General features: G+C 44.7%; 19 protein-coding genes. 8 read left to right on the top strand and 11 right to left on the bottom strand.

Annotated features, from left to right (window positions below; all coding sequences use genetic code 11):
* The first annotated feature begins 9 nt into the window (after positions 1–9).
* The 3 genes from MMA19_RS06590 to MMA19_RS06580 all read left to right on the top strand — a co-directional run bounded on the left by MMA19_RS06590 (position 10) and on the right by MMA19_RS06580 (position 4,523).
* The gene (locus MMA19_RS06590) at positions 10–699 is read left to right on the top strand and encodes a 1-pyrroline-5-carboxylate dehydrogenase (RefSeq protein WP_038227657.1); all 690 of its coding nucleotides are present in this window, start codon (positions 10–12) and stop codon (positions 697–699) included.
* 80 nt (positions 700–779) lie between these two features.
* Positions 780–2,273: a sodium/proline symporter PutP gene (putP, locus tag MMA19_RS06585; RefSeq protein WP_062462949.1), complete on the top strand. Its 1,494-nt coding sequence runs from the start codon at positions 780–782 to the stop codon at positions 2,271–2,273.
* 240 nt (positions 2,274–2,513) lie between these two features.
* Complete coding sequence (locus tag MMA19_RS06580; protein WP_240205814.1) at positions 2,514–4,523, top strand: alkyl sulfatase dimerization domain-containing protein; 2,010 nt, start codon at positions 2,514–2,516, stop codon at positions 4,521–4,523.
* Between the two features lie 69 nt (positions 4,524–4,592).
* Here MMA19_RS06580 and cydX read toward each other — a convergent pair whose 3' ends face one another.
* The 11 genes from cydX to xylB form a co-directional block, all read right to left on the bottom strand.
* Positions 4,593–4,697, bottom strand: a complete 105-nt coding sequence (cydX, locus tag MMA19_RS06575) for a cytochrome bd-I oxidase subunit CydX (RefSeq protein ID WP_006069674.1) — start codon at positions 4,695–4,697, stop codon at positions 4,593–4,595.
* Between the two features lie 13 nt (positions 4,698–4,710).
* On the bottom strand, positions 4,711–5,847 hold the full coding sequence (cydB, locus tag MMA19_RS06570) for a cytochrome d ubiquinol oxidase subunit II (protein WP_240205813.1): 1,137 nt from the start codon (positions 5,845–5,847) through the stop codon (positions 4,711–4,713).
* Between the two features lie 9 nt (positions 5,848–5,856).
* Complete coding sequence (locus MMA19_RS06565; protein ID WP_240205812.1) at positions 5,857–7,437, bottom strand: cytochrome ubiquinol oxidase subunit I; 1,581 nt, start codon at positions 7,435–7,437, stop codon at positions 5,857–5,859.
* 66 nt (positions 7,438–7,503) lie between these two features.
* A complete protein-coding gene (locus tag MMA19_RS06560) occupies positions 7,504–8,103 on the bottom strand; it encodes a DoxX family protein (protein WP_088877767.1) in 600 nt (199 codons plus the stop codon).
* 1 nt (position 8,104) lies between these two features.
* Positions 8,105–8,812 carry a putative DNA-binding domain-containing protein gene (locus tag MMA19_RS06555; protein ID WP_240205811.1) on the bottom strand — a complete coding sequence of 236 codons (708 nt, stop codon included), beginning with the start codon at positions 8,810–8,812 and terminating at the stop codon, positions 8,105–8,107.
* The gene (locus MMA19_RS06550) at positions 8,805–9,671 is read right to left on the bottom strand and encodes a DUF692 domain-containing protein (RefSeq protein ID WP_240205810.1); all 867 of its coding nucleotides are present in this window, start codon (positions 9,669–9,671) and stop codon (positions 8,805–8,807) included. The genes MMA19_RS06555 and MMA19_RS06550 overlap by 8 nt, the downstream gene beginning before the upstream one ends.
* Positions 9,659–9,973, bottom strand: a complete 315-nt coding sequence (locus tag MMA19_RS06545) for a hypothetical protein (protein ID WP_240205809.1) — start codon at positions 9,971–9,973, stop codon at positions 9,659–9,661. The genes MMA19_RS06550 and MMA19_RS06545 overlap by 13 nt, the downstream gene beginning before the upstream one ends.
* Positions 9,963–10,919, bottom strand: a complete 957-nt coding sequence (locus MMA19_RS06540) for an MBL fold metallo-hydrolase (protein ID WP_240205808.1) — start codon at positions 10,917–10,919, stop codon at positions 9,963–9,965. The genes MMA19_RS06545 and MMA19_RS06540 overlap by 11 nt, the downstream gene beginning before the upstream one ends.
* A 261-nt stretch (positions 10,920–11,180) precedes the next feature.
* Positions 11,181–13,169: a substrate-binding domain-containing protein gene (locus MMA19_RS06535; RefSeq protein ID WP_216613793.1), complete on the bottom strand. Its 1,989-nt coding sequence runs from the start codon at positions 13,167–13,169 to the stop codon at positions 11,181–11,183.
* Entirely contained in the window at positions 13,169–14,692 is a 1,524-nt protein-coding gene (locus MMA19_RS06530; protein WP_038227666.1) for a sugar ABC transporter ATP-binding protein, read from the bottom strand. Before MMA19_RS06530 ends, MMA19_RS06535 begins: the two co-directional genes overlap by 1 nt.
* A 360-nt stretch (positions 14,693–15,052) precedes the next feature.
* Positions 15,053–16,531, bottom strand: a complete 1,479-nt coding sequence (xylB, locus tag MMA19_RS06525) for a xylulokinase (RefSeq protein WP_240205807.1) — start codon at positions 16,529–16,531, stop codon at positions 15,053–15,055.
* A 171-nt stretch (positions 16,532–16,702) separates the two neighbouring features.
* Between xylB and MMA19_RS06520 the strand changes: the two genes are divergently transcribed.
* The 5 genes from MMA19_RS06520 (at position 16,703) to MMA19_RS06500 (ending at position 21,053) form a co-directional block, all read left to right on the top strand.
* A complete protein-coding gene (locus tag MMA19_RS06520; protein ID WP_171389312.1) occupies positions 16,703–17,743 on the top strand; it encodes an alcohol dehydrogenase catalytic domain-containing protein in 1,041 nt (346 codons plus the stop codon).
* A 4-nt stretch (positions 17,744–17,747) separates the two neighbouring features.
* Positions 17,748–18,602 (top strand): tagatose-bisphosphate aldolase subunit GatY, encoded by an 855-nt coding sequence (gatY, locus tag MMA19_RS06515; RefSeq protein WP_240205806.1) that lies wholly within the window; start codon positions 17,748–17,750, stop codon positions 18,600–18,602.
* A 16-nt stretch (positions 18,603–18,618) separates the two neighbouring features.
* Positions 18,619–19,041, top strand: a complete 423-nt coding sequence (gene fucU / locus MMA19_RS06510) for an L-fucose mutarotase (RefSeq protein WP_006070253.1) — start codon at positions 18,619–18,621, stop codon at positions 19,039–19,041.
* A gap of 99 nt (positions 19,042–19,140) precedes the next feature.
* Positions 19,141–20,166, top strand: a complete 1,026-nt coding sequence (locus tag MMA19_RS06505; protein ID WP_006070252.1) for an aldo/keto reductase — start codon at positions 19,141–19,143, stop codon at positions 20,164–20,166.
* A 104-nt stretch (positions 20,167–20,270) separates the two neighbouring features.
* The gene (locus MMA19_RS06500) at positions 20,271–21,053 is read left to right on the top strand and encodes a DeoR/GlpR family DNA-binding transcription regulator (protein WP_240205805.1); all 783 of its coding nucleotides are present in this window, start codon (positions 20,271–20,273) and stop codon (positions 21,051–21,053) included.
* Positions 21,054–21,074 lie beyond the last annotated feature (21 nt).

The following is a 21,074-nucleotide window of genomic DNA, read 5'->3' as shown; positions in this document are numbered from 1 at the left end:
AGAAAAATCATGGTCAATAACGCAACTATTTTCTCCGATGTTTTGACAGCATGGGAAGGTTGGAATCTTAGTGATTTTGCTGAGCAACGTGAGTGCTTACTTTCGGCTCAGCGTAATATGAATGAACTGAACGCTACGCTCGCTAGCGTGATGGCATTCCATATTCAACAAGCTAACGTGTTATTAGCTAACCCGCATGTGATGCCAGGGCCAACGGGTGAAACCAATGAGCTTTATGCGGCGGGGCGTGGTGTGGTTTTAGTGGTTCTAGAGAGCGAAGAAGCACAAGCTAAGATCGCGGCAATGGCGCAAATTACCGCAGCACTTATCGCTGGTAATGGTGTCATTGTTTGTTCTGGTAACGACAAGTTTAATCAAATTTTAAAATCGGCAGTCGAGCGTTCTCAACTGCCTACTAACCTAGTTCAATTTGTGGCTTTAGAAGAAGCTTCCACCTTTATCGAGTTCGATGTACGAGTGGTTGGTCTTGTTGGCTCTAAAGACACTGAATGGCAGGTTAACCATCAACTGGCTAATCGCGATGGAGCGATAGGTCTTTTGGTGTCTGAGACGGATTTGGCGCTGCTGCCTGTGGCGCACGATCCGAATCTCGTGTTGAGGTTCATAACAGAAAGAACAAGAACCATCAATATTACAGCAGTGGGGGGCAACGCTACTTTGCTTGAGCTTGGTAGCTAGTGACATAAGGTTACGGACCCCTACCAGCCTCCAATATCACCGTTATGTTGGAGGCTGTATTCTAGGATGAGGAAATAATAATGATTCAAAATAGCTTCGCTATTACAACTACTTTCATCGCTTATTTGGCGTTGATGCTCGCTATCGGTGTGATTGCTTACAAGCGCACGGCCAATTCTAGCGACTACTTTCTAGGTGGTCGTTCATTAGGACCATGGCCAGCGGCTTTGTCTGCAGGTGCATCGGATATGAGTGGCTGGTTACTGCTAGGTCTTCCTGGCTATGCGTATGCAGCAGGTATTGAAGCTTTCTGGCTTGCTGGCGGCTTGCTGGTAGGTACATGGCTAAACTGGCTAATCTGTGCAAAACGACTACGTACTTACAGTATTACTACTGACGCACTGACCCTGCCTGAATATTTGTCTCGTCGTTTTAACGACAATTCAAAAGTGATTCAGGTTGTATCTGCGTTCTTCATTTTGCTTTTCTTCCTTTTCTATACCAGTTCTGGTCTAGTGGCAGGTGGTAAACTGTTTGAAACAGTATTTGGCTTGGATTACACCATTGCCGTCATCATCGGTACGGTATGTGTTGTCTCGTACACGTTATTCGGTGGCTTCCTAGCAGTATCTTGGACTGACTTAGTTCAGGGCCTATTGATGGCAGCGGCACTGATGATTGTTCCTGTGATTGGTATGCAAGGTGGGTTCGGTCAGCTAACGTCTGATCTTGAAGCCATTAACCCAGAGCTTCTTACTCTATGGAATGACACGAAAGGCCAGCCGCTATCTGCAATCGCTATCATCTCTCTAGTGGCATGGGGTCTAGGTTACTTTGGTCAGCCACACATCCTCGCGCGTTTTAAAGCATCTCGTTCAAACAAAGACTTAACGACTGCTCGTCGTATTGCTGTCGTTTGGTCTGCGTTGTCTATGCTTGGTGCAATGCTAGTGGGTGTTGTAGGTCTGGTTTACACTACAGGCACTGGTGGCGATGTACTGGCAGATGGTGAGAAAATCTTCATGTTACTAGTTAATGCGCTATTCCACCCAGTAGTCGCTGGTATCCTTTTGGCTGCAATTCTCGCGGCTATTATGAGTACAGCGGATTCTCAGCTATTGGTGTCTTCGTCGGCGTTGGCAGAAGATTTCTACAAGCAAATCATCAACAAAGATGCGACATCTGAGCAAGTAGTGATGGTAGGTCGTGTCGGTGTTATCTTATTGTCAATTATCGCACTGGTTCTTGCGATGACTCCAGACAGCTCGGTACTTGGACTAGTGTCTTATGCGTGGGCTGGGTTCGGTGCTGCCTTTGGTCCTGCAATCCTACTAAGCCTATACTGGTCTGGTATGAACCGTAATGGCGCTATCGCGGGTATTTTAGTTGGTGGTGTGACTATCGTAGTTTGGAAACAGCTAACTGGCGGCATCTTCGATATCTACGAAATCGTTCCTGGGTTTATCCTATCTTGGATTGCGATTATGGTAGTTAGCTCAATGACTGGTGGCCCAGACAAAGCGGTTCAAGCTCAGCATGAAGCATTTGAGAAGAACCTAGTCGAGTTAGACTAATCACCATCTTTGTGATTTAGCATAGTTAATACATCAAATGGCCCTCAGTTACTGAGGGCCATTTTTTTAGTTCTATTAATACAAAAAAGTGTATGCCACTCAGACAATTGAAGATAAATCTCAATAACTGAATCATATTTAATCGACTTCTAAATTCTGCACTATCGTTCAAGCGAATCGGTTTGATTAACATGCATCTCGTCAGCTTAACAAAGCAAAATAATTTTGAACGAGGTATCCATGAAACAGTCAACTAAAACGCTCTTCACACTCCTTCCGCTTACTATGGTTATGGCCCAGGCACTCAATGCCGCGCCATTAGATAGTTATGACTTCACTGCGAACTCAAAGGGTGCAACGTCATACACGGCAAAGGCCAACCAAGAGGTTTACAAACAGTTAGACTTCAACAATAAAAAAGCGTTTGAAGAAGTAGATCGCGGCTTTATTGCTCCCCTAGATAATGGTGGACTCATCAAAGGTATTGCTGATGTGCCAGCAATGCAGTTTGTGCAAGGTAAACAAGCACCAGATGCGGTGAACCCAAGCTTATGGCGTCACTCTCAGTTGGTAAACCGTGGCGGTTTGTACGAAGTGCTACCAAACAAAATCTATCAGGTACGCGGTAATGATGTGTCTAACTTAACCATCATCGAAACGGACAACGGCATCATTCTTTATGATATCGAATATTCACCAGAAACCATGAAAGCGGCTTATGAGCTTTACGCGAAGCATCGAGGCAACCGTCCGTTAAAAGCTATCATCATTTCACACTCTCACACCGACCATTATGGTGGCATTGAAGGTGTTATTAAGTCAGGTCTTGCATCTGAGCAAGATATTGCGAGTGGCAAGATTCCAGTATATGTACCACAAGGTTTTGTTGAGCATGCCGTAGGTGAAAACGTACTGTTTGGTAACATTATGAGTCGTCGTGCTGTGTACCAATATGGCTTCCTGCTACCGAAAAATGAAAAAGGTATTACCACAGCAGCGCTAGGTCCGCTGGTGGCTGCGGGTGCTAATGGCTTGCCAACTACGGTTCACGAAATCACTAAGCAAAAAGAATCGGTTACCATTGATGGTTTGCAATTCGACTTCCGTTTGGTTCCTGAATCAGAAGCGCCATCGGAAATGGTCTTCGAAATCCCAGCTTGGGGTGCGGTTTCTATGGCTGAAGACGTTAATCATCTTCAACACAACATTTACACGATGCGCGGCGCTAAAACGCGTGACGCTGGTAAATGGGCGAAATACATCAATAATGCGATTGTTGAATGGCACGACAGTGCGAAAGTGCTATTTGGCCCTCATACATGGCCAACTTGGGGTAACGAAGAAGTCATTAACTACATGAAAGGTCAGCGTGATTTGTACAAAGCGATTAACGACCAAACCACTCGATTAGCTAACTACGGTTATCGTCCAAGAGATATTGCTAAGAAGATCGAAATCGCTGACCCGATCATGAAACAGTGGAACAACCGAGATTACTACGGCAACTTCGAAAACAATGTCATTGCTACCTACGTTAACAACCTAGGTTGGTTCGACGGTAACCCAGTGGAAATAGCTCGTCACACTGATGCAGATACCGGTAAGCGTTATGTTGAGAGCTTTGGTGGCGAGGATGTTGTGATTGAGAAAGCGCTGGATTACTACCAACAAGGTGATTATGCATTTACTGTTCAGCTGCTAAACAACATTGAGTCGTATAACAAAGACAACAAGAAAGCCAATTACTTGATGGCTGATGCGTTTGAACAACTAGGCTTCCAAGAGGAAACCGCGCTTAATCGCAACTGGTATTTGACGGCTGCAAAAGAGCTTCGTAACGATAACTTGTTACCACAAGTTGTGAACTCAGCAGGTCCAGATGTGATTAAAGCCATTCCTTCTGATTTGATGATGGATGTGTTCGCAACACGTATCGTTCCTCAGAAGTCATTAGATGCAGGCCGAATTGCCTTTGATTTTGAATTAAACGGAGAATCATTTGGTGTAGAAGTCGAGAATGGTGTAATGAACTCAGCGCTGGATTATCACCCTCAAGATTCAATGGGTACGATCAAAGCCGATAACATGACGCTGTTTGGTATCATCAGCCACAAACTGACAGTAAAAGATGCCCTTGCTACTGGTGCGTTAAAAGTAACCGGAGACCAATCGGTACTGAACAAGTTTATGGGCGTTCTAGATAGCAATATCCCAGCAAACTTCAACTTGATTCAACCGCGTATGAACTAATCGTACAAAATAAGTAGACAAACGAGAAAGCCCACGACAACGTGGGCTTTTGTCTTTTCAGACAATGGATTAACCATCCATATCTTCTTTATTGCGTTGCTCTAACCACATCGCATTGATGACCCCGAAGGAGCATGCGAGCAACACACCTAGAACCCAACAGATATACCACATACGTTTTATCTCCCTAGTACAGCGATGTGCTGTTGTCTTCAATGAATTGCTTGTCGATTCGGCCGAACATCTTGTAATAACACCAAGTCGTGTATCCAAGGATTACAGGGACAACCACAACGGCGACCACTGAGATGATGCTGAGCGTTTTGTAGCTTGATGTGGCATCCCACAACGTCAAGCTGTGAGAAGGTTCTAAACTTGATGGAATAATCATTGGAAACAGCGCAATGCCTGCGGTCAATATGATGGTTAGAATTGCCAGACTCGAGCACAAAAATGCCCAGCCACCGCGCTTCGCCATGGACAGCAGCGCCGAGAAAAGTAGCAAAGCGCATGCCCCAAAGGGTACGATAAATAACGTAGGATATCGAACAAAGTTATGCAGCATATTATGGCTGACAACCGAGACCTCTTTGCCTACTGGGTTTGAAACGCCATTGGTATCGATAAGGCTTTGGATGATATAGCCATCTTGGCCATTGGCGATGACGCCACCGACAACGAACATAATCAGCGCGGTACACGCGGTCCACACTGCGATGGATCGCGCTCTTTCATTAAGCTCTCCCACCGTTTTTAGTTGCAGGAAGGTAGCTCCTTGAAGCAGAGTCATGGCCATCGCGACGACACCGCACACTAAGGGGAGTGGAGTAAACAAGCTCCAAAATCCGCCCTTATAACTGATCATCAGCAATTCATTGAGCTCGAATGGCAGACCTACAAATAAATTACCAAAGCCAATACCAAATACTAAAGGTGGTACGAGACCACTGACCGTTAAAGCAATATCACAAGCGCGTCGCCATCTAGGGTCGTCAATTTTGTTTCGATAATCCATGCCAATAGGGCGTAACCATAGCGCGGCAAGAACCAGAACCAGCGCCAAGTAAAAACCAGAGAAAGCCGTAGCATAGACGGCAGGCCAGATGGCGAAAATCGCTCCCCCCGCAGTGATCAGCCAAACTTGGTTACCGTCCCAATGTGGCGCGATGCTATTGATCATAATCCTACGTTCAACATTACTTCTTCCGGCAATAGGCAGTAGTGCGGCGACGCCCATATCGAAGCCGTCCGCGATAGCAAAGCCGATGATCAGTATGCCGACGATCGCCCATGTGAAGAGGCGGAGTGTTTCATAGTCAAACATATGATCTCCTTATTTGTAGTTGTCTATAACATTGTCGAGTGAACGGTTTTGTTCGTGATAGTAACGCCCGGTTTTCAGTACACTTGGCCCGCGGCGGGAGAATTTCACCATCAAATACATCTCAGCGATAAGGAACAGGGTATAGAGCACGTAAACGGCTCCTAGCGAAATCCAAATATCACTGGCAGCCAAGTCTGAAGTGGCCATACTGACAGGCAGAACTTCACCAATGGCCCACGGTTGTCGGCCATACTCAGCGACAAACCATCCAGCTTCACAAGCTATCCATGGCAATGGAATCGCCCAAAGTACTGATTTAAGTAGCCATCGTTGGCTGCCGATTTTCTGGCGGCAAACTTGAATAAACGAAAAGCCAATCAGCGCGAACATCAAGACGCCACACACCACCATAATTCTGAAGCTCCAGAACAGTGGTGCGACTTGCGGAATAGTGTCTTGTGTAGCCATTTTTATTTGTTGTTCGCTGGCATCAGAGACATTGGGCGCGTATTTCTTCAGCAGAAGACCGTAACCAAGGTCAGACTTAACGTCATTGAACTGAGCGATGTTCTCAGCGGTTTTATCACCACTTCTTAAACGCTGGAGTAAACCATAGGCGATCATTCCGTTGCGGATTCGTTGTTCGTTGATTGCCATGAGGTCCCTAATACCCAACACAGGTTTATCCAAAGAGCGTGTTGCGATAATGCCCATGAGATAAGGGATCTTAAGCGCATAATCGGTTTCCATGGTTTCTTGATTGGGAAGTCCGAAGACGGTAAATGAAGCTGGTGCTGCTTCGGTGTGCCATTCCGCTTCAATCGCTGCGAGCTTAACCTTTTGAACATCGCCAAGTTCATAGCCAGATTCATCGCCGAGTATAAGTGTGGAAAAGATGGCAGCCATGCCGAACGAACAGGCGATAGCAAATGAACGTTTTGCAAATGCCACGTCCCGATTTTTCAGCAAGTAGTAAGCGCTGATACCCATGATAAATAGTGCACCAGTGGTGTAACCTGCGGCGACGGTATGAACGAATTTCACTTGTGTTACTGGGTTGAAAATCACGTCGGTGAAACTGGTCATTTCCATACGCATTGTTTCAAAATTGAACTCGGCACCGACAGGGTTTTGCATCCAGCCATTAGCCATCAAAATCCAAAGCCCAGAGAAATTTGAACCCAGTGCAGTAAGCCAAGTAACAGTGAGGTGTTGACGCTTACTTAACCGATCCCAACCAAAAAAGAACATCCCGACCAATGTCGATTCAAGAAAAAAGGCGACTAGTGCTTCAATCGCAAGCGGGGCCCCAAAGATGTCACCAACGTAGTGAGAGTAATAGGACCAGTTAGTACCAAATTGAAACTCCATGGTTAAGCCGGTTGCAACCCCGACGGCAAAGTTGATTCCAAAGAGCTTGCCCCAGAACTTGGTCATATCCTTGTAAATGGTTTTGCCCGTCATCACATAGACCGATTCCATAATGGCTAGCAAGAATGATAGCCCTATGGTAAGAGGCACGAATATAAAATGATACAGCGCGGTACTAGCAAATTGCAGACGCGACAGATCAACGACATCTGTTAACATAGCATCCCCTTCCCGCTACGAGCGTAGCGGGCAGAAATAGTAGAAAGATAGGTTTTTATTGGGTGATTAAGCGTTTGCACGCTTGTTTAAAAAGGGCTTTTTTAGCCAGTAATCGAGGCTTAGATAACGACCACCGCCGTAGACAAAAAGCACCATTAACATCACGAAGTAGGTGGCAGCGAATTCCATACCGTTATTGAGCATAACCGGGTCACCAAGTTCGGTAATGTAGTTGTAGCGGCCCGGAAAGTTCTCCGCCAACCAAGTGATAAAGCCGTTTAGACGAATGGTTGATTCCATACTCCCTGTCGCAATCGCATCCCAGCCATGTTTCCAATGCACCATGGCACTGGCCACACTCATCATAAAAATCATTGGAATCGCGATAATGCGAGTAAACAAGCCTAAGGCAATACAGATACACCCGACGACTTCAGTTGCAGCTGCGAGGAACGCAAGAAGTTCTGGAAACGGGAGGTTAAGTCCACCGTCTGCTACGGGGGCGCCAAACCAGGCAACCGTGCCTGCGAATCCCAGTACTTTAGAGCGCGCTCCGACATAGATAACCGGAACCAAGAAAAGACGAATAGACAGTAGAACCAAAAAGTCGATTTTTCGGCACTTGTCGATAAGGTTGTCATACCAAGTTAAGACTGACTTAATCATTTTATTCTCCTAGGGTGTTGATATATAACAGCCCGAGATGGGTGAAATGTTGTAACCAAAGACGTACATCGAAATCGGCGAGTTGAGCTTCAGTTTGTTGTTGGAATGTCTGTAAGTTCGAACAATATGAGGGCTGAAGGATCTGAATCAGCGCCACATCGATAGGCCGAAGTTTTTGTGAGACAACGTGATGTTGAGCGTTTCGAAATACTGCGTAGTAGTTTGATGGAGTACTATCGGTTATTTGTATCGATTGACTAGACACCTCAAAAGGCAACTCCACCAAGCGCAGAGTGGGATTGCAGTTCAAGGTGAATTGCTCAGGGTTCTGATACACAATGTCACTGCAAAGCTCGATATTGATGCGAGCTTGGTCAATTTCTGCGCTGAAGGCGGTCCACTCGTACTCAAGTACCATAAGATCAAGTTGGTTGACCCAAGTACCATGCTGAATGAACTGCACGAACTCTGTCGCGATGTGATGAAACTCAGGTTCCATTGCACAGTGCTGCAACAGAAAGCCATCCACTAACTGAGCCAAGTCTTGATGACCGACTCGCTCAACGAAAAAAGGAAAGGTGTTGCATACGACACCAAAAACGTTGTCGCGAATAAACTCACCGTATTGGCATCCTTCAGTGCGACCTAATCGTATCTTCTGCGCAAGTGCTTCTGCTTGCTGAAGCATCAATCCTGGAGGGCTAAGCATAGAGGACCCCACTTTCAGAAAGCTGGACTTGTCGTTCTGCAGCTTTGACAACTGCATGGATGTCTCGTAGTTCTTCAGTAAGGACGACAAGCGGTGGCACGTTGTGGTCTCTCTCTAACAGCAGTGGTTTGTTGCCGTGGAGGTTAAACACATAATGAGCCAGTTCAATTACTGAGTCAGGGACGGGTTTGCCATGAGTATCGAGTAATGACTGATCGCTCTGCTGCAGATGTCCTGCAATGTGGTAATAGCGAATCGCGTCGCTCGGCAAGCTTTGCAGCATCTCATAAGCATTAAAACCGTGGTTGATGCTGTTGACGTAGACATTATTGATATCCAGCAGCATCTGACAGCCAGATTTCTCTATAAGCTCCGCAAAGAACTCGCCTTCAGGAATGTCGTTGTCATAATTGTGATAAAACGAGATGTTTTCGAGCACCAAAGGCCTAGCGACCACGTCTTGCACGCGTCGGATTCGAGAGGCTAGATAGTCGATATTCTCTCTGCTTCTTGGGATCGGTAGTAGGTCATAAAGATAGCCCTGACTGTCCCGAGAAAAACTCAAATGGTCGCTGTAAATCTCGATATCAAACTCATTAAGAAAACGGGCGATATCTTTCAGGTAGCTTTCGTTTAACGGCACGCAATCACCAATGGATAGACTGAGACCGTGAGCGACCAAGGGGTATTTGTCAGCGATTTGCTCCAAACGCTCCCGTTTTGCACCACCAATATTCATCCAGTTTTCAGGTGCGAGCTCGAGAAAGTCGATATCGGGATGCTTAGGCATGTCACTCAGCATATCCACATGCTCCATACGCAGACCTAATCCCTTGCTGGTGTTGGTTATTGTCCGCATACTCCACCTGTTACCTTACTGTTTGCTGATGTCACTGCGTCCGCAGGCGCATTGATACCTTGACCAGAGAAGCCGCACTTCCCGTCACGCGCGCGCACTAACTTATCTTGTGGATCGCTATCGAGCTCTTGTTTTTCAAAGCGTTTTTCGGTTCCACATTTGCCTGCGGCACATTTACCGCCATGCTGTTCTGTTGGCTGAGCGGTAACAGGAGCTTCAACAGATTCACTGATGGCAGCGAGTGCCGCGTTCATTGATACCAGTGAGCTGAGTGCGATTGATATAGCCATTTTATTGTTCATTTGAAGTCTCCTTGAAAGACGCCATTGGGAAGCTCGACAGATCACGAGCAGAGAATATTTTTCCTTTGTAGTACTTTTTCACGATCTCCACTGACTGTGCTTTACGCTTGAGGCCTAGCCCCATCCAGTGATTTAAAATCAGTAGCTTAGGATTAATTTCAGCGGCAATTTCCCCCACGGTCGAAGGTTTCGCATGCATAAACGATGAGATAGCATCGGCTTCTTCGTGAATGGCCATAGGCATTACTAGAATGTCAGCGCCTTTGGCAAAAGGAATGAAGGCGGGATTACTGCCATTTTGGTCTGCAGAAATAACAATGACGCCGTCCTCACTTTCAATTCGGTAGGCCAAAGTAGGTACATCTCCATGAGGGATGCCGAGTGCATAAACAGTAAGCCCATCTAATTCGTAGATTTTTTGTGGTGTGGTTTCTTTATAAGAAACATCGGTGAGGGTGATAGGGAACAAGCCATCTGAGCCATCATAAAGTCCATTAAGGTAAGCGTAAGCTCCGTGTTCCTGATTGAACATCGCATCCATATAGCCTGTTAAACTCGGGAATGCAGAACCAGCTTCTGGACCGGTGATATCTAGTGCGTCTTCACGTTCGAAAAAGTAAGCACCTTTAAGCAGGGCAGGAAGATCGGCAACGTGATCGGTGTGGAAGTGAGTGATGGCTAAAAGATCGAGGTCTTCGAGTTTGCCTCCTGCTTGGCCAAATCGTAGGTAGTTACCACCACCCGCGTCAATCATGATTCTTGATTTGCCTTTCCACCAAATCAATTCTCCCGATGAGGCGCGCATATCATCAGAGATGGGACCTCCAGAACCAAGGATTTGTAGGGTAAAGTCTTTATCTAGGGGTTCGAGATTGATTGCAAAAGATTGTGTCGCCCCAAGTGAGCAACTTAGCGCGACTGCCAGCGCTTTTATCGGCCATTTCATAACCATTTCCTATCGTTTTTGTCATCGACTACTTTTGGTCAAAGTGTGAAAGTGCAGACAGGTAATCATTAAGTTTGTTGATCTCTGTCAAAGCACGCCGATACGATAAGGAAAAATCAGGGTTAAGTATGTATGAATATATTTAATGTTATGTTTAGTTAATATGAACGAAAAATAGCAACGGACCTCCAGTTATCCTGTAAGGTCCGTTGTGCTTAGAGGTTGTTTTGTTGAGTCAAATTCAATTGTTTTTCAACAATTTTAGTAGAGAACGGCTTTCGCTTTGTCTGAGTCAATATTGTCTTTGGTTACATAAACAACACCAGTATCAATATAAGATGCGACTTTCTTTCCGCTCAGGATTTGAGAAACCGTTTCTACACCCATGTTACCCATGCCGTAAGAAGACTGGACAACGGCACCGTCTAACACACCATCACGAATAAATTGTTGGATATCTGAGTTACCATCAAAGGCGACCGCAACAATTTTTCCAGTGTAGCCGCGTTGTTGAATAGCACGTGCCATACCTACCGCTGTTGGTTCGTTAGAACCGAAAATGCCTACTAAGTCATTATTCGAAGCTAAGACGTCAATAGTTTGGTTTAGAGCGGTAACCATATCCGCATTGGAGTAGTAAGGACCGATAACTTCGTAACCTGCCGCTTCAATGGTTTCTTTAAAGCCACCGTCACGCTCCATAGCAGAGCCAGATCCAGCAGTAAAGCTCATCATGGCCACTTTGCCTTTCTTGCCATTGAGTGACTTGATCATTTTTTCTGCGGCAAGTTTCCCTGCTGCACGGTTATCAGTAGATAGGAAAGCTTGGTGATACTTACCGTCGTCATTAAGGCCTGAGTCGATAAGAGCAACAGGAATTCCTTTCTCCCATGCTGCCTTAAGTGCAGGTACTAATGCATTAGGGTCAGTAGGTGCAACTACAAGCCCAGATACTCCGCGGTTTAGTGCGTTTTGTATCATGTTGACCTGCTCATCAACCGCAGTTTCTGCTGCTGGTCCTTGGAAAGTGATGTTGTATGCAGGAAGCTCTTTAGAGGCATCAACTGCACCGCCTTTAACATTTTGCCAAAAGTTGGAGTTTTCCGTTTTGACAACAACCGCAATCTCTTTCTGAGCAGCAGTAGCATCAGTGGAGTAGCCAGCAAAGGCAAATGCGAGTCCCATCGCAGCGACAGTAGCAATCTTATTAACTTTCATATCTTTAACATCCTTTTTGGATTTTGTAGTAGGGTTTTTCACTTTTGTGGTTTGTTGCATACGGTATTGGTCGTACGCCACGGTAGCGATGATGACGCCACCAATTACGATTTGTTGAACGAAGAAGCTAACGCCATTCATATTTAGGCCGTTTCGCAGGACACCGATAATAAATGACCCGACAACCGCACCAAATACAGTTCCGACTCCACCCATCAAAGAGGTTCCACCGACCACGGCAGAAGCAATGGCATCAAGCTCTGCCATGACCGACCCATTTGGCTGTGCAGTAACAAGTCGACTCGCAATAATGACGCCAGCAAGTCCTGCTAAGAAACCAGAGGCGACATAGGCAGCGGTTTTGACTTTTTGAGTATCGATCCCGGAAAGACGAGCGGCTTCTTCGTTTGATCCTATTGCGTATAGGTAGCGGCCAAGGCGCATTTTCGTTAATAGGAAAGAGAATGCTGCAACTACCAGCAACATGACGAGCACGGGATAAGGTATGCCTGCAAATTTAATGATTGGGAAACCATTCTCACCAATCTCAACCATGCGGAATAGTGCGCCATTACCCAAGTAAGAGAAGGACTCAGGCATCCCTGAAACTGGGGCTGCATTAGTGATGTAGAGTGCTACACCACGAGCCATCATCATCATACCTAATGTTGCGATAAATGGTGGGAGGCGCAGTTTAGATACACATAGTCCGCTAATAAGACCACAGAAGGCCCCTGTCAACACTCCTACAGCCATACCCACGGGAACTGGCATTCCAGCATTTACTGCCATGGCTGCGGTAACCCCTGAGAGCGCCATAACTGAGCCTATGGATAAGTCAATGCCACCTGTTAGTATCGTCAACATTACACCGATACCTATAATGGTGATCGTTGATGTTTGAAGGCCTACGGTCATGGCATTGTCCATACTAAAAAAGTGTGGACTAGTGATGGAGAAAGCAATAATTAGTGCGAATAATCCGCCTAGCGATGCTAACTTCTGTAGCATATCCTTGTGTTTTTCGTTCATCACACTGCCTCCTCATATAGTGGGAACATGTTTTTAACTCCTGTTGCGTATTGCATAATTTCTTCTTGAGTCGTGGCTGCGGTTTCAAGCATTGCGGTCATCACTCCCTCTTTCATGACAATGACTCGATCAGACATACCTAATACTTCCGGCAACTCAGATGAAATCATGATGACTCCAATCCCATGTGTTGCTAGCTCATCTAAAAGTTCGTAGATGGCGTATTTGGCACCAACATCGATACCTCGAGTAGGCTCATCGAAAATCATGACTTTCGCATCTCTAAACAACCACTTACCAATCACTACTTTTTGCTGGTTACCACCAGAGAGGTTTCCAACCAACTGTTCGACGGTGGGGGTCTTTATTTGCATCTTGTCGATGTATTGATTCGCTGCGTCTACCTCAGCTTGATTGGATATTATTCCGAGATTCGAACTCACTTTGTCCATTGAGGCCATAGTTGTGTTCTCTCTTATGGACATTTTGACGGCAATGCCGTTTAGTTTTCGGTCTTCGGAGAGGTAGGCGACGCCGGCCTTGATTGCGTCAGAAGGAGTACGAATGACCTTCTTTTGTCCGTGGACGAAGAGTTCGCCGTCAGTGAGTTTATCGGCACCAAACAGCGCTCTAGCAAGCTCTGTACGTTTCGCACCGACTAAGCCTGTAATTGCTAAGATCTCGCCTTTACGAAGGTCGAAGTTCAATGGTTGGAAGACCCCTTCCCGAGCTACATTCATTACGGAGAAAATGAGGTCGTCTTGAATAACGGCTTGCTTTGGTGGGAAGTGATTATCCAGAGTTCTGCCAACCATTTTGGCAATGATCTCATCCATCGAAATTTCACAAAAACGATGGTTTGACACATACTGACCATCTCGGAAGATAGTTATATGGTCACATATCCGACGTAGTTCATTCATTCGATGCGAAATGTAGACGATGGCGACACCTTTGGCCTTAAGCTTATCGACCAACTCAAAAAGCGCATCGATTTCTTTATCCGTTAGAGCTGATGTCGGTTCATCCATAATGAGAATTTCAACATCAAAGCTAAGAGACTTAGCAATCTCGACCATTTGTTGTTTTGCCACAGACAAAGTATTTACAATGTCTGTCGGCTCTACGTCTATGTCGAACATCTCAAGTAGCTTCTTGGCTTCTGACCTCATGGTTTTATAGTCAATTAAGCCGTTTTTAAGTGGTTCTCGAGCGAAGAAAATGTTCTCTGCCACGGACAGATGAGGAATAAGGTTCAGCTCTTGGAAAATCATGGATATGCCGGCTTTTTGGGCTTCCAGAACAGAATCAAATGCGACCGTTTGCCCTTTATACTGAATATACCCTTCGTCAGCTTTATGCACGCCTATCAACACTTTCATTAATGTTGACTTCCCTGCTCCGTTTTCACCCATTAGGGCGTGCACTTCGCCTGCCCGCAATTGAATGTTCACGTTTTGCAGAGCTTGAACGCCGGTGAAAGCTTTCGATATGCCACTCATCGTGAGTAATGGACTGCTCATATTGGTTCCTTGCAAATTGGAAAGTTATTCTTCTCAGCAGGTGTACCTTCTCTGCTGACGATTTCCTTATGAACAAATAATATACTCGAAACATTTCGAATGGTAACGAAGTCTTACGATTATAAGGGGTCGATCACATAATTGATGACTGTCTCAACAAAGTAAACTGGGATGCCACTAGGTTTTTGGATGTAAAATTTTAATTTAAGATTATGATTTATAATATAAATTATCTATTATTAGCAATGGCTAGATAGTAGGTGTATTTTTAGGACTAAGAGAGAGATGAAAGTGAGTTAGGCTTTTTTGCTTTCAAATAATTACGAGTGGCGAGTGCCACCCGTAACGTGACATAAGGAATTAGACAAATTGAGCCATATGACGGTTCAGGTGGTATTGGTATGATTCTGCTATTGTCCGGTAGGTTTGAACGTTTTTCGCAATTGGTGTGACAGACTTTTCTTCATCTACCTTAAGCGTATTCGAACATATGTCCGCTATCTGAGTGGGTTGATAAAGGTTTTCGTGAGCCCAACATGCTTGAATGGCAGCACCTACAGCTGCTGCTTCGGTCGAAACTGGACACCAAAGTGGTAAGTTGGTTACGTCCGATATCAGTTGCCGCCACATTTTACTCTTTGCCCCTCCACCTATCACACAAGTTTTATCAAATTTCACGCCCGCACTTTCTAGCACATTAGCTCCTAGTCCTAGGTTAAAAGTAACAGCCTCGACAGTGGCTTTGAGCAGGTTTCCTGGTGTGAGGTTAGTGGCCGTGATTCCAAGAAGAGCGCCATTTGCATTAGGCACATTTGGTAGGCGAGCTCCGTTAAAAAATGGCAAACAGATTAGGCCGTCAGCGCCAATAGGACTTGATTCGAGCAGGGTATCGAACTCACTGATATCACCGTTAACAAGGTTAAGCATCTGGTTGTTCGCAGTGGTGACGTTCATGGTGCTAGCGAGCGGCAAATAACCATTTGTCGAAGAGCAAAATGCGTTTAAATCTTTATGCTCACGACTATCTACTTGCTCAGAACTGTGTGAAAAAAGGGTACCAGATGTGCCTAAACTAATAGTTAGCTGCCCACTTCCAACATTACCCGTCCCTATGGCCGCCATCATATTATCTCCGCCTCCTGAGGAAACGATGACATTGGTATTTAGCCCAAGTCTCTCAGCTATAGAAGGGTGCAGTGTTCCCACTATTTCTTGAGACTGCAAGATGTCAGGTTGCGCTAATTCATTTTCGAATTTGATAAGGGAAAGTAGATCTTCACTTATCGACTTCGAAACAGTGTCAAACCAGCCTGTTCCAGAAGCATCGCCCGGCTCTACAGTAAAACGACCGGTTAGGCACCAATTAAGGTAGTCATGCGGTAGCATCATTTTGTGGATCCTGCGAAAGCTAATTGGGTCATTCTCCTTTACCCACAATAGCTTACCTAACGAAAATGCCACGGGAACTTGAATGCCTAATTTCTCTACTAAGTTAAGGTCATGGGTTTGTGTAAATGCGCTGAGAGCAGCTTGAGGTCTTGTATCACACCAGAGCAAAGCGTCTCTAATCACTTGATCGTTTTGGTCTAATAACACCAAACCATGTTGTTGACCTGAAATCCCAATTCCCTTTATCGCTTTTTTATGTTGCTCGATCCCTTTAAATGCTTTGTCGATAGAAGCTATGAGGGCATCAAACCATTCTTCTGGTCTTTGCTCTCTTTGTCCCAATTGCTCCATTATTGTTGAATGTGGAGTGTAGCCCTGCCCCAAAATGCCACCATCTTGCCAAATGATCGCCTTCGTTCCTTGAGTGCCACAATCGATACCAATAAACATTTTCTAATCCTTTCTAAGTTGTTCGATTTGTGATCTAACACAAACAATACATGTAAAGTAGACGAAAATCGAAACTTTCAATTGAAATCCGTAACACATAATACATAAAATCATAAGCATTCGAAAGACACATGTAAGATTCTGAAACTAATTTAATGAAAAGGTATTGAGATGCTTAGTATTGCTGTTAAATCGAACAATAAACTTGAGATAGCCCAAATTTCAAAACCTACTTTGAAAAAAAGTTCGGTTCTTGTGAAGGTGCACGTCTCTGGGTTGTGTGGTTCTGATTTGCCAAGAATTTTCGATGATGGGGCCCATTTCTATCCGATTGTACTGGGACACGAATTTTCTGGGGAAGTCGTAGAAGTTGGAGAAGAGGTCAGTCAACTAAAAAACGGAGATAGAATTTCATGTGCTCCTTTAGTCCCATGTGGCAGTTGCCCACAGTGTATGAATGGCCGATATAGCTTGTGTAGTGATTACAGCTTTATAGGATCGCGGGCACAAGGCGGAAACGCCGAGTTTGTAGAGGTTCCCGAGCAATGTTGTTTCTTGCTTGATGAGTCTGTGTCATCAATTCAAGGTGCTTTCTTCGAACCATTAACAGTTAGCCTTCACCCTATCCTGATGGCTGGTGGTGTTGAGGGTAAAGATGTGGTGGTGGTAGGTGTTGGTACTATTGGTTTACTGGCGGTGCAGGCCGTAAAAGCAATGGGAGCTGCCACTGTTACGGCGATCGATATAGCAGATGAGAAACTTTCAAAAGCTAAATCACTGGGTGCGGATTATTGTTTCAATTCACTGGACAAAGATATTCGCGAACAAATGCAATCGCTTCCTTTTGCTGGAGAGCATCAACTGATTTTGGAAACTGCAGGTAGTCCAGCTTCTGTAAAACAGTGTTTAAGCATCGCGAGCCCGAGAGCGACTGTTGCTTTAATTGGCACTCTCCATCAGGACTTAACTCTTACTCACCAGCAGTTTGGACAAATTCTCAGAAAAGAACTGACACTTTTTGGAAGTTGGATGAATTATTCCGCTCCCTATCCTGGAAAAGAGTGGGAAGTGGCTCGTGAGCTTTTCTCTAAAAATCTTATTGATACCCAATCACTATTAGATGGCGTGTATGAACCTTCAGAGTTCGTTAAACGCGTCGAAGCGCTGAACGGCAAAAGCCCAGATGGCAAAATACTTTTAAAGTGGAGCTAAGATAATGACTCTAATTCATACCAAATACTTGCTTGAGCAAGCTCAAAAATCAGGCTTTGCAATCCCAGCTTTTAATATACATAACTTAGAGTCTGTTCATTGCGTTTTAGACACTGCTAAAGAGATGGACTCTCCGGTTATTCTTGCAGGAACGCCATCTACGTATCAGTACGCGGGTACACCTGAATTAGTGGCTTTGGTAGAAGCTGCAGCAAAAGACCGAGGTATGCAAGTAGCTTTGCACCTAGACCACCATACTTCTTTTGAAGATATCGAATACAAGGTAAAAGCCGGCATACGTTCGGCGATGGTAGATGGCTCCCATGCTCCATTCGAAGAAAACATCGAAATTACTCGAAAAGTTGTCGCTCTTTGTCATCGCTATGGAGCATCAGTGGAGGCTGAACTTGGTCAATTAGTGGGACAAGAGGATGACCTTATCATTGACTCCGTGGATGAACCCTACACTGACCCCGTACAAGCATTTGATTTTGCGAATCGCACTGGCATTGATTCTTTAGCTATTGCTATTGGTACTGCACATGGCCTTTATAAGGAAACACCGAAGCTAGATTTTGAACGACTCAGAGATATAGCCAGCCGAGTTTCCATTCCTTTAGTGTTGCATGGAGCATCAGGAGTGCCTTCAGATGATGTTTCGCGTTGCGTGTCTATGGGGATATGTAAAGTCAACGTAGCAACGGAACTTAAAATTGCCTATGCCGATACTCTAAAAGCTGTTTTTGAGGACGATCCTACTGTTAATGACCCTAGGGTATATAACATTGAAGCGAAAAAGGCGATGGCACGAGTTATTCGCCAGAAAATTGATATTTGTGGAAGTGCAGGTCGAATCTAAAGATAAGGAGTCAAAAATGTTGAAAAATATCAATCCTATCGTTGAACCAGAGCTACTTTTTATTCTCGCTAAAATGGGACATGGTGACGAAATTGTTTTCTCAGACATTCATTTTCCAGCCTATTCATGTGGAGACTATGTATTGCAGGCTAGAGGGTGTGAAGTGTCAGACCTTGTTGAGGCGGTTATCCCTTTGATTGAGCTCGACCAATATGTACCGGACAAAGTCGTAATGATGGCGACAGTTGGAGATGATGTTCACCCACCAGGGTTAATTGAAGAATATACTTCGAAGCTTCCGAATAATACCGAGATCTCATTTATTGATAGATTTGCTTTCTATGAGAGAGCGAAGTCAGCAAAGTGTATTGTAGTAACCGGAACCACTCGAAAGTACGGCAATATTATATTGAAGAAAGGTGTAACCCCTATTCTTTAGACGCAAACCTTAATCGCAGGTCGACAGTCAACAAAGACCAATCGGCAATGCCTTTACAAAATTGATATTGAGCTCAGATTGAGCATGGAGAACATAGCAATGACAGTAGCATATTCATACCAGCCGACAGTTGATATAGATAAAGTACCAACTAAAACACTGTATACGGGTCAAAAAATGCCGGCGGTTGGACTCGGAACTTTTGGTTCAGATCGTTTTGGGCCTGAAGAAGTATCGCAGGCAGTTTATGGTGCCATAAAGGCAGGGTATCGATTCTTGGATTGTGCCTCTATCTATGGGAATGAGGATCAGATTGGTGATGTTCTTAAGCGCGCAATGAATGACTTCGGTATTGAGCGTGAGGAATTTTTCATAAACTCGAAAGTTTGGAATGACCAACATGATGATGTCATAAATGCATGTAAGAAGACTTTGAAAGACCTTCAAGTAGATTATCTCGATCTTTATATGGTTCATTGGCCGTTTCCAAATTTCCACCCTATTGGTTGTGACGGAGACTCTCGTAGTCCAGATGCTAAGCCATATATCCATGAAGACTTTATGAAAACATGGCGTCAAATGGAGCAACTTGTTGAAATGGGACTGGTTAAGGCGATTGGTACGTCGAATATGACCATAGCAAAAATGGCGTTGTTAATCAGGGATGCAAGAATAAAACCTGCAGTTAATGAGATGGAATGTCACCCATTATTTCAGCAAGAAGAGTTATATAACTACATGATTAATAACGATGTAGTGCCGGTTGGATTTTGTCCGATTGGATCTCCAACAAGACCTGAGCGTGATAAAACGGCGGAAGACCTCGTGGATATAGAGAATCCAGTTATTGTTGCTGCAGCTGAGCGCTTGGGGGTTCATCCTGCAATTGTCTGTATCAAATGGGCAGTGCAGCGAGGTCATGTACCAATACCTTTCTCTGTTGCCGAAGATCAGTATGTCTCAAACCTGAAATGTGTAACTGAAAATCCATTAACGGCGGAAGAATTGGAAGCAATATCAAGAATTGATGCTAATAACCGTTTGATTAAAGGCCAAGTTTTTTTATGGGAAGGCGCTGATAGCTGGGAACAATTGTGGGATTTAGATGGTAATATTTCCGCATAGTTTGTATTTATATATCATTTACATTGCGGAATCTTTCAAATACCATTGATGTTTTTCGCAATGTGAGCCGCCACGTTGTTTCGAAGTTGTAGAGTGAGGAACGCATGAACCCGTTAAACCGTAGAGAAAAGATACTCGAGCTCCTTAAAAAAGATGGCCAGGTTGCTGTTAAAGAGTTATCAGTATTATTTGATACTTCTGAAGTTACACTTCGCTCAGATCTGAAGTTTTTGGAAAATCAGGGCAAATTAAAACGTTTCTTTGGCGGAGCACAGTCGATTGAATCCCTCCCTCTCACTCAACAAGAGTATGAAGATGAAGTACAAATCGACAATCGATATCAATTAAATTCAGACTCCAAAGAGAGAATTGCTTGTGTGGCCGCTGGTCTCGTTAGAAAAGGTGACTCCATTATCATTGATAGTGGCAGTACCACGCATCTTGTTGCCAAATACCTCGCTAAGGAAGGTGGGTATACTATTATCACGAATAATCTGGCGGCTTCATCAGAATTATTGGAAGCACCAGATACCACTCTAGTTATTGTTGGCGGAACGTATCGCAGTAAAACGAAATCCCTTCATGGATACCAAGCGGAACAGTGCTTAAATGGTGTTCAGGCAGATGTACTTTTTGTGGGAGCTGATGGTATTGACCCCGAGAAGGGTATCACGACTTTTAATGAGGGATACGCTATTACTGGTGTAATGGCATCTTGTGTTCAAAAGGTCGTTGCGGTCGTTGATTCTGCTAAATTAGGGCGTATTGGTTTCAACAAGGTCCTAGATGCTTCTCAGATAGACACCTTAGTGACTGATAGCGGTATTCCAGCTGAAACTAAAAGAAAGTTTGAAAATATTGGGTTGGAAGTAATCGTTGTTGATTAATGCTTATGTTCTTAAAAAGGC

This window comes from Vibrio sp. CyArs1 (assembly GCF_022432925.1).
GTDB classification, from domain to species: Bacteria; Pseudomonadota; Gammaproteobacteria; order Enterobacterales; family Vibrionaceae; genus Vibrio; species Vibrio mediterranei.
This window is presented reverse-complemented; position numbering and strand designations above follow the sequence as displayed.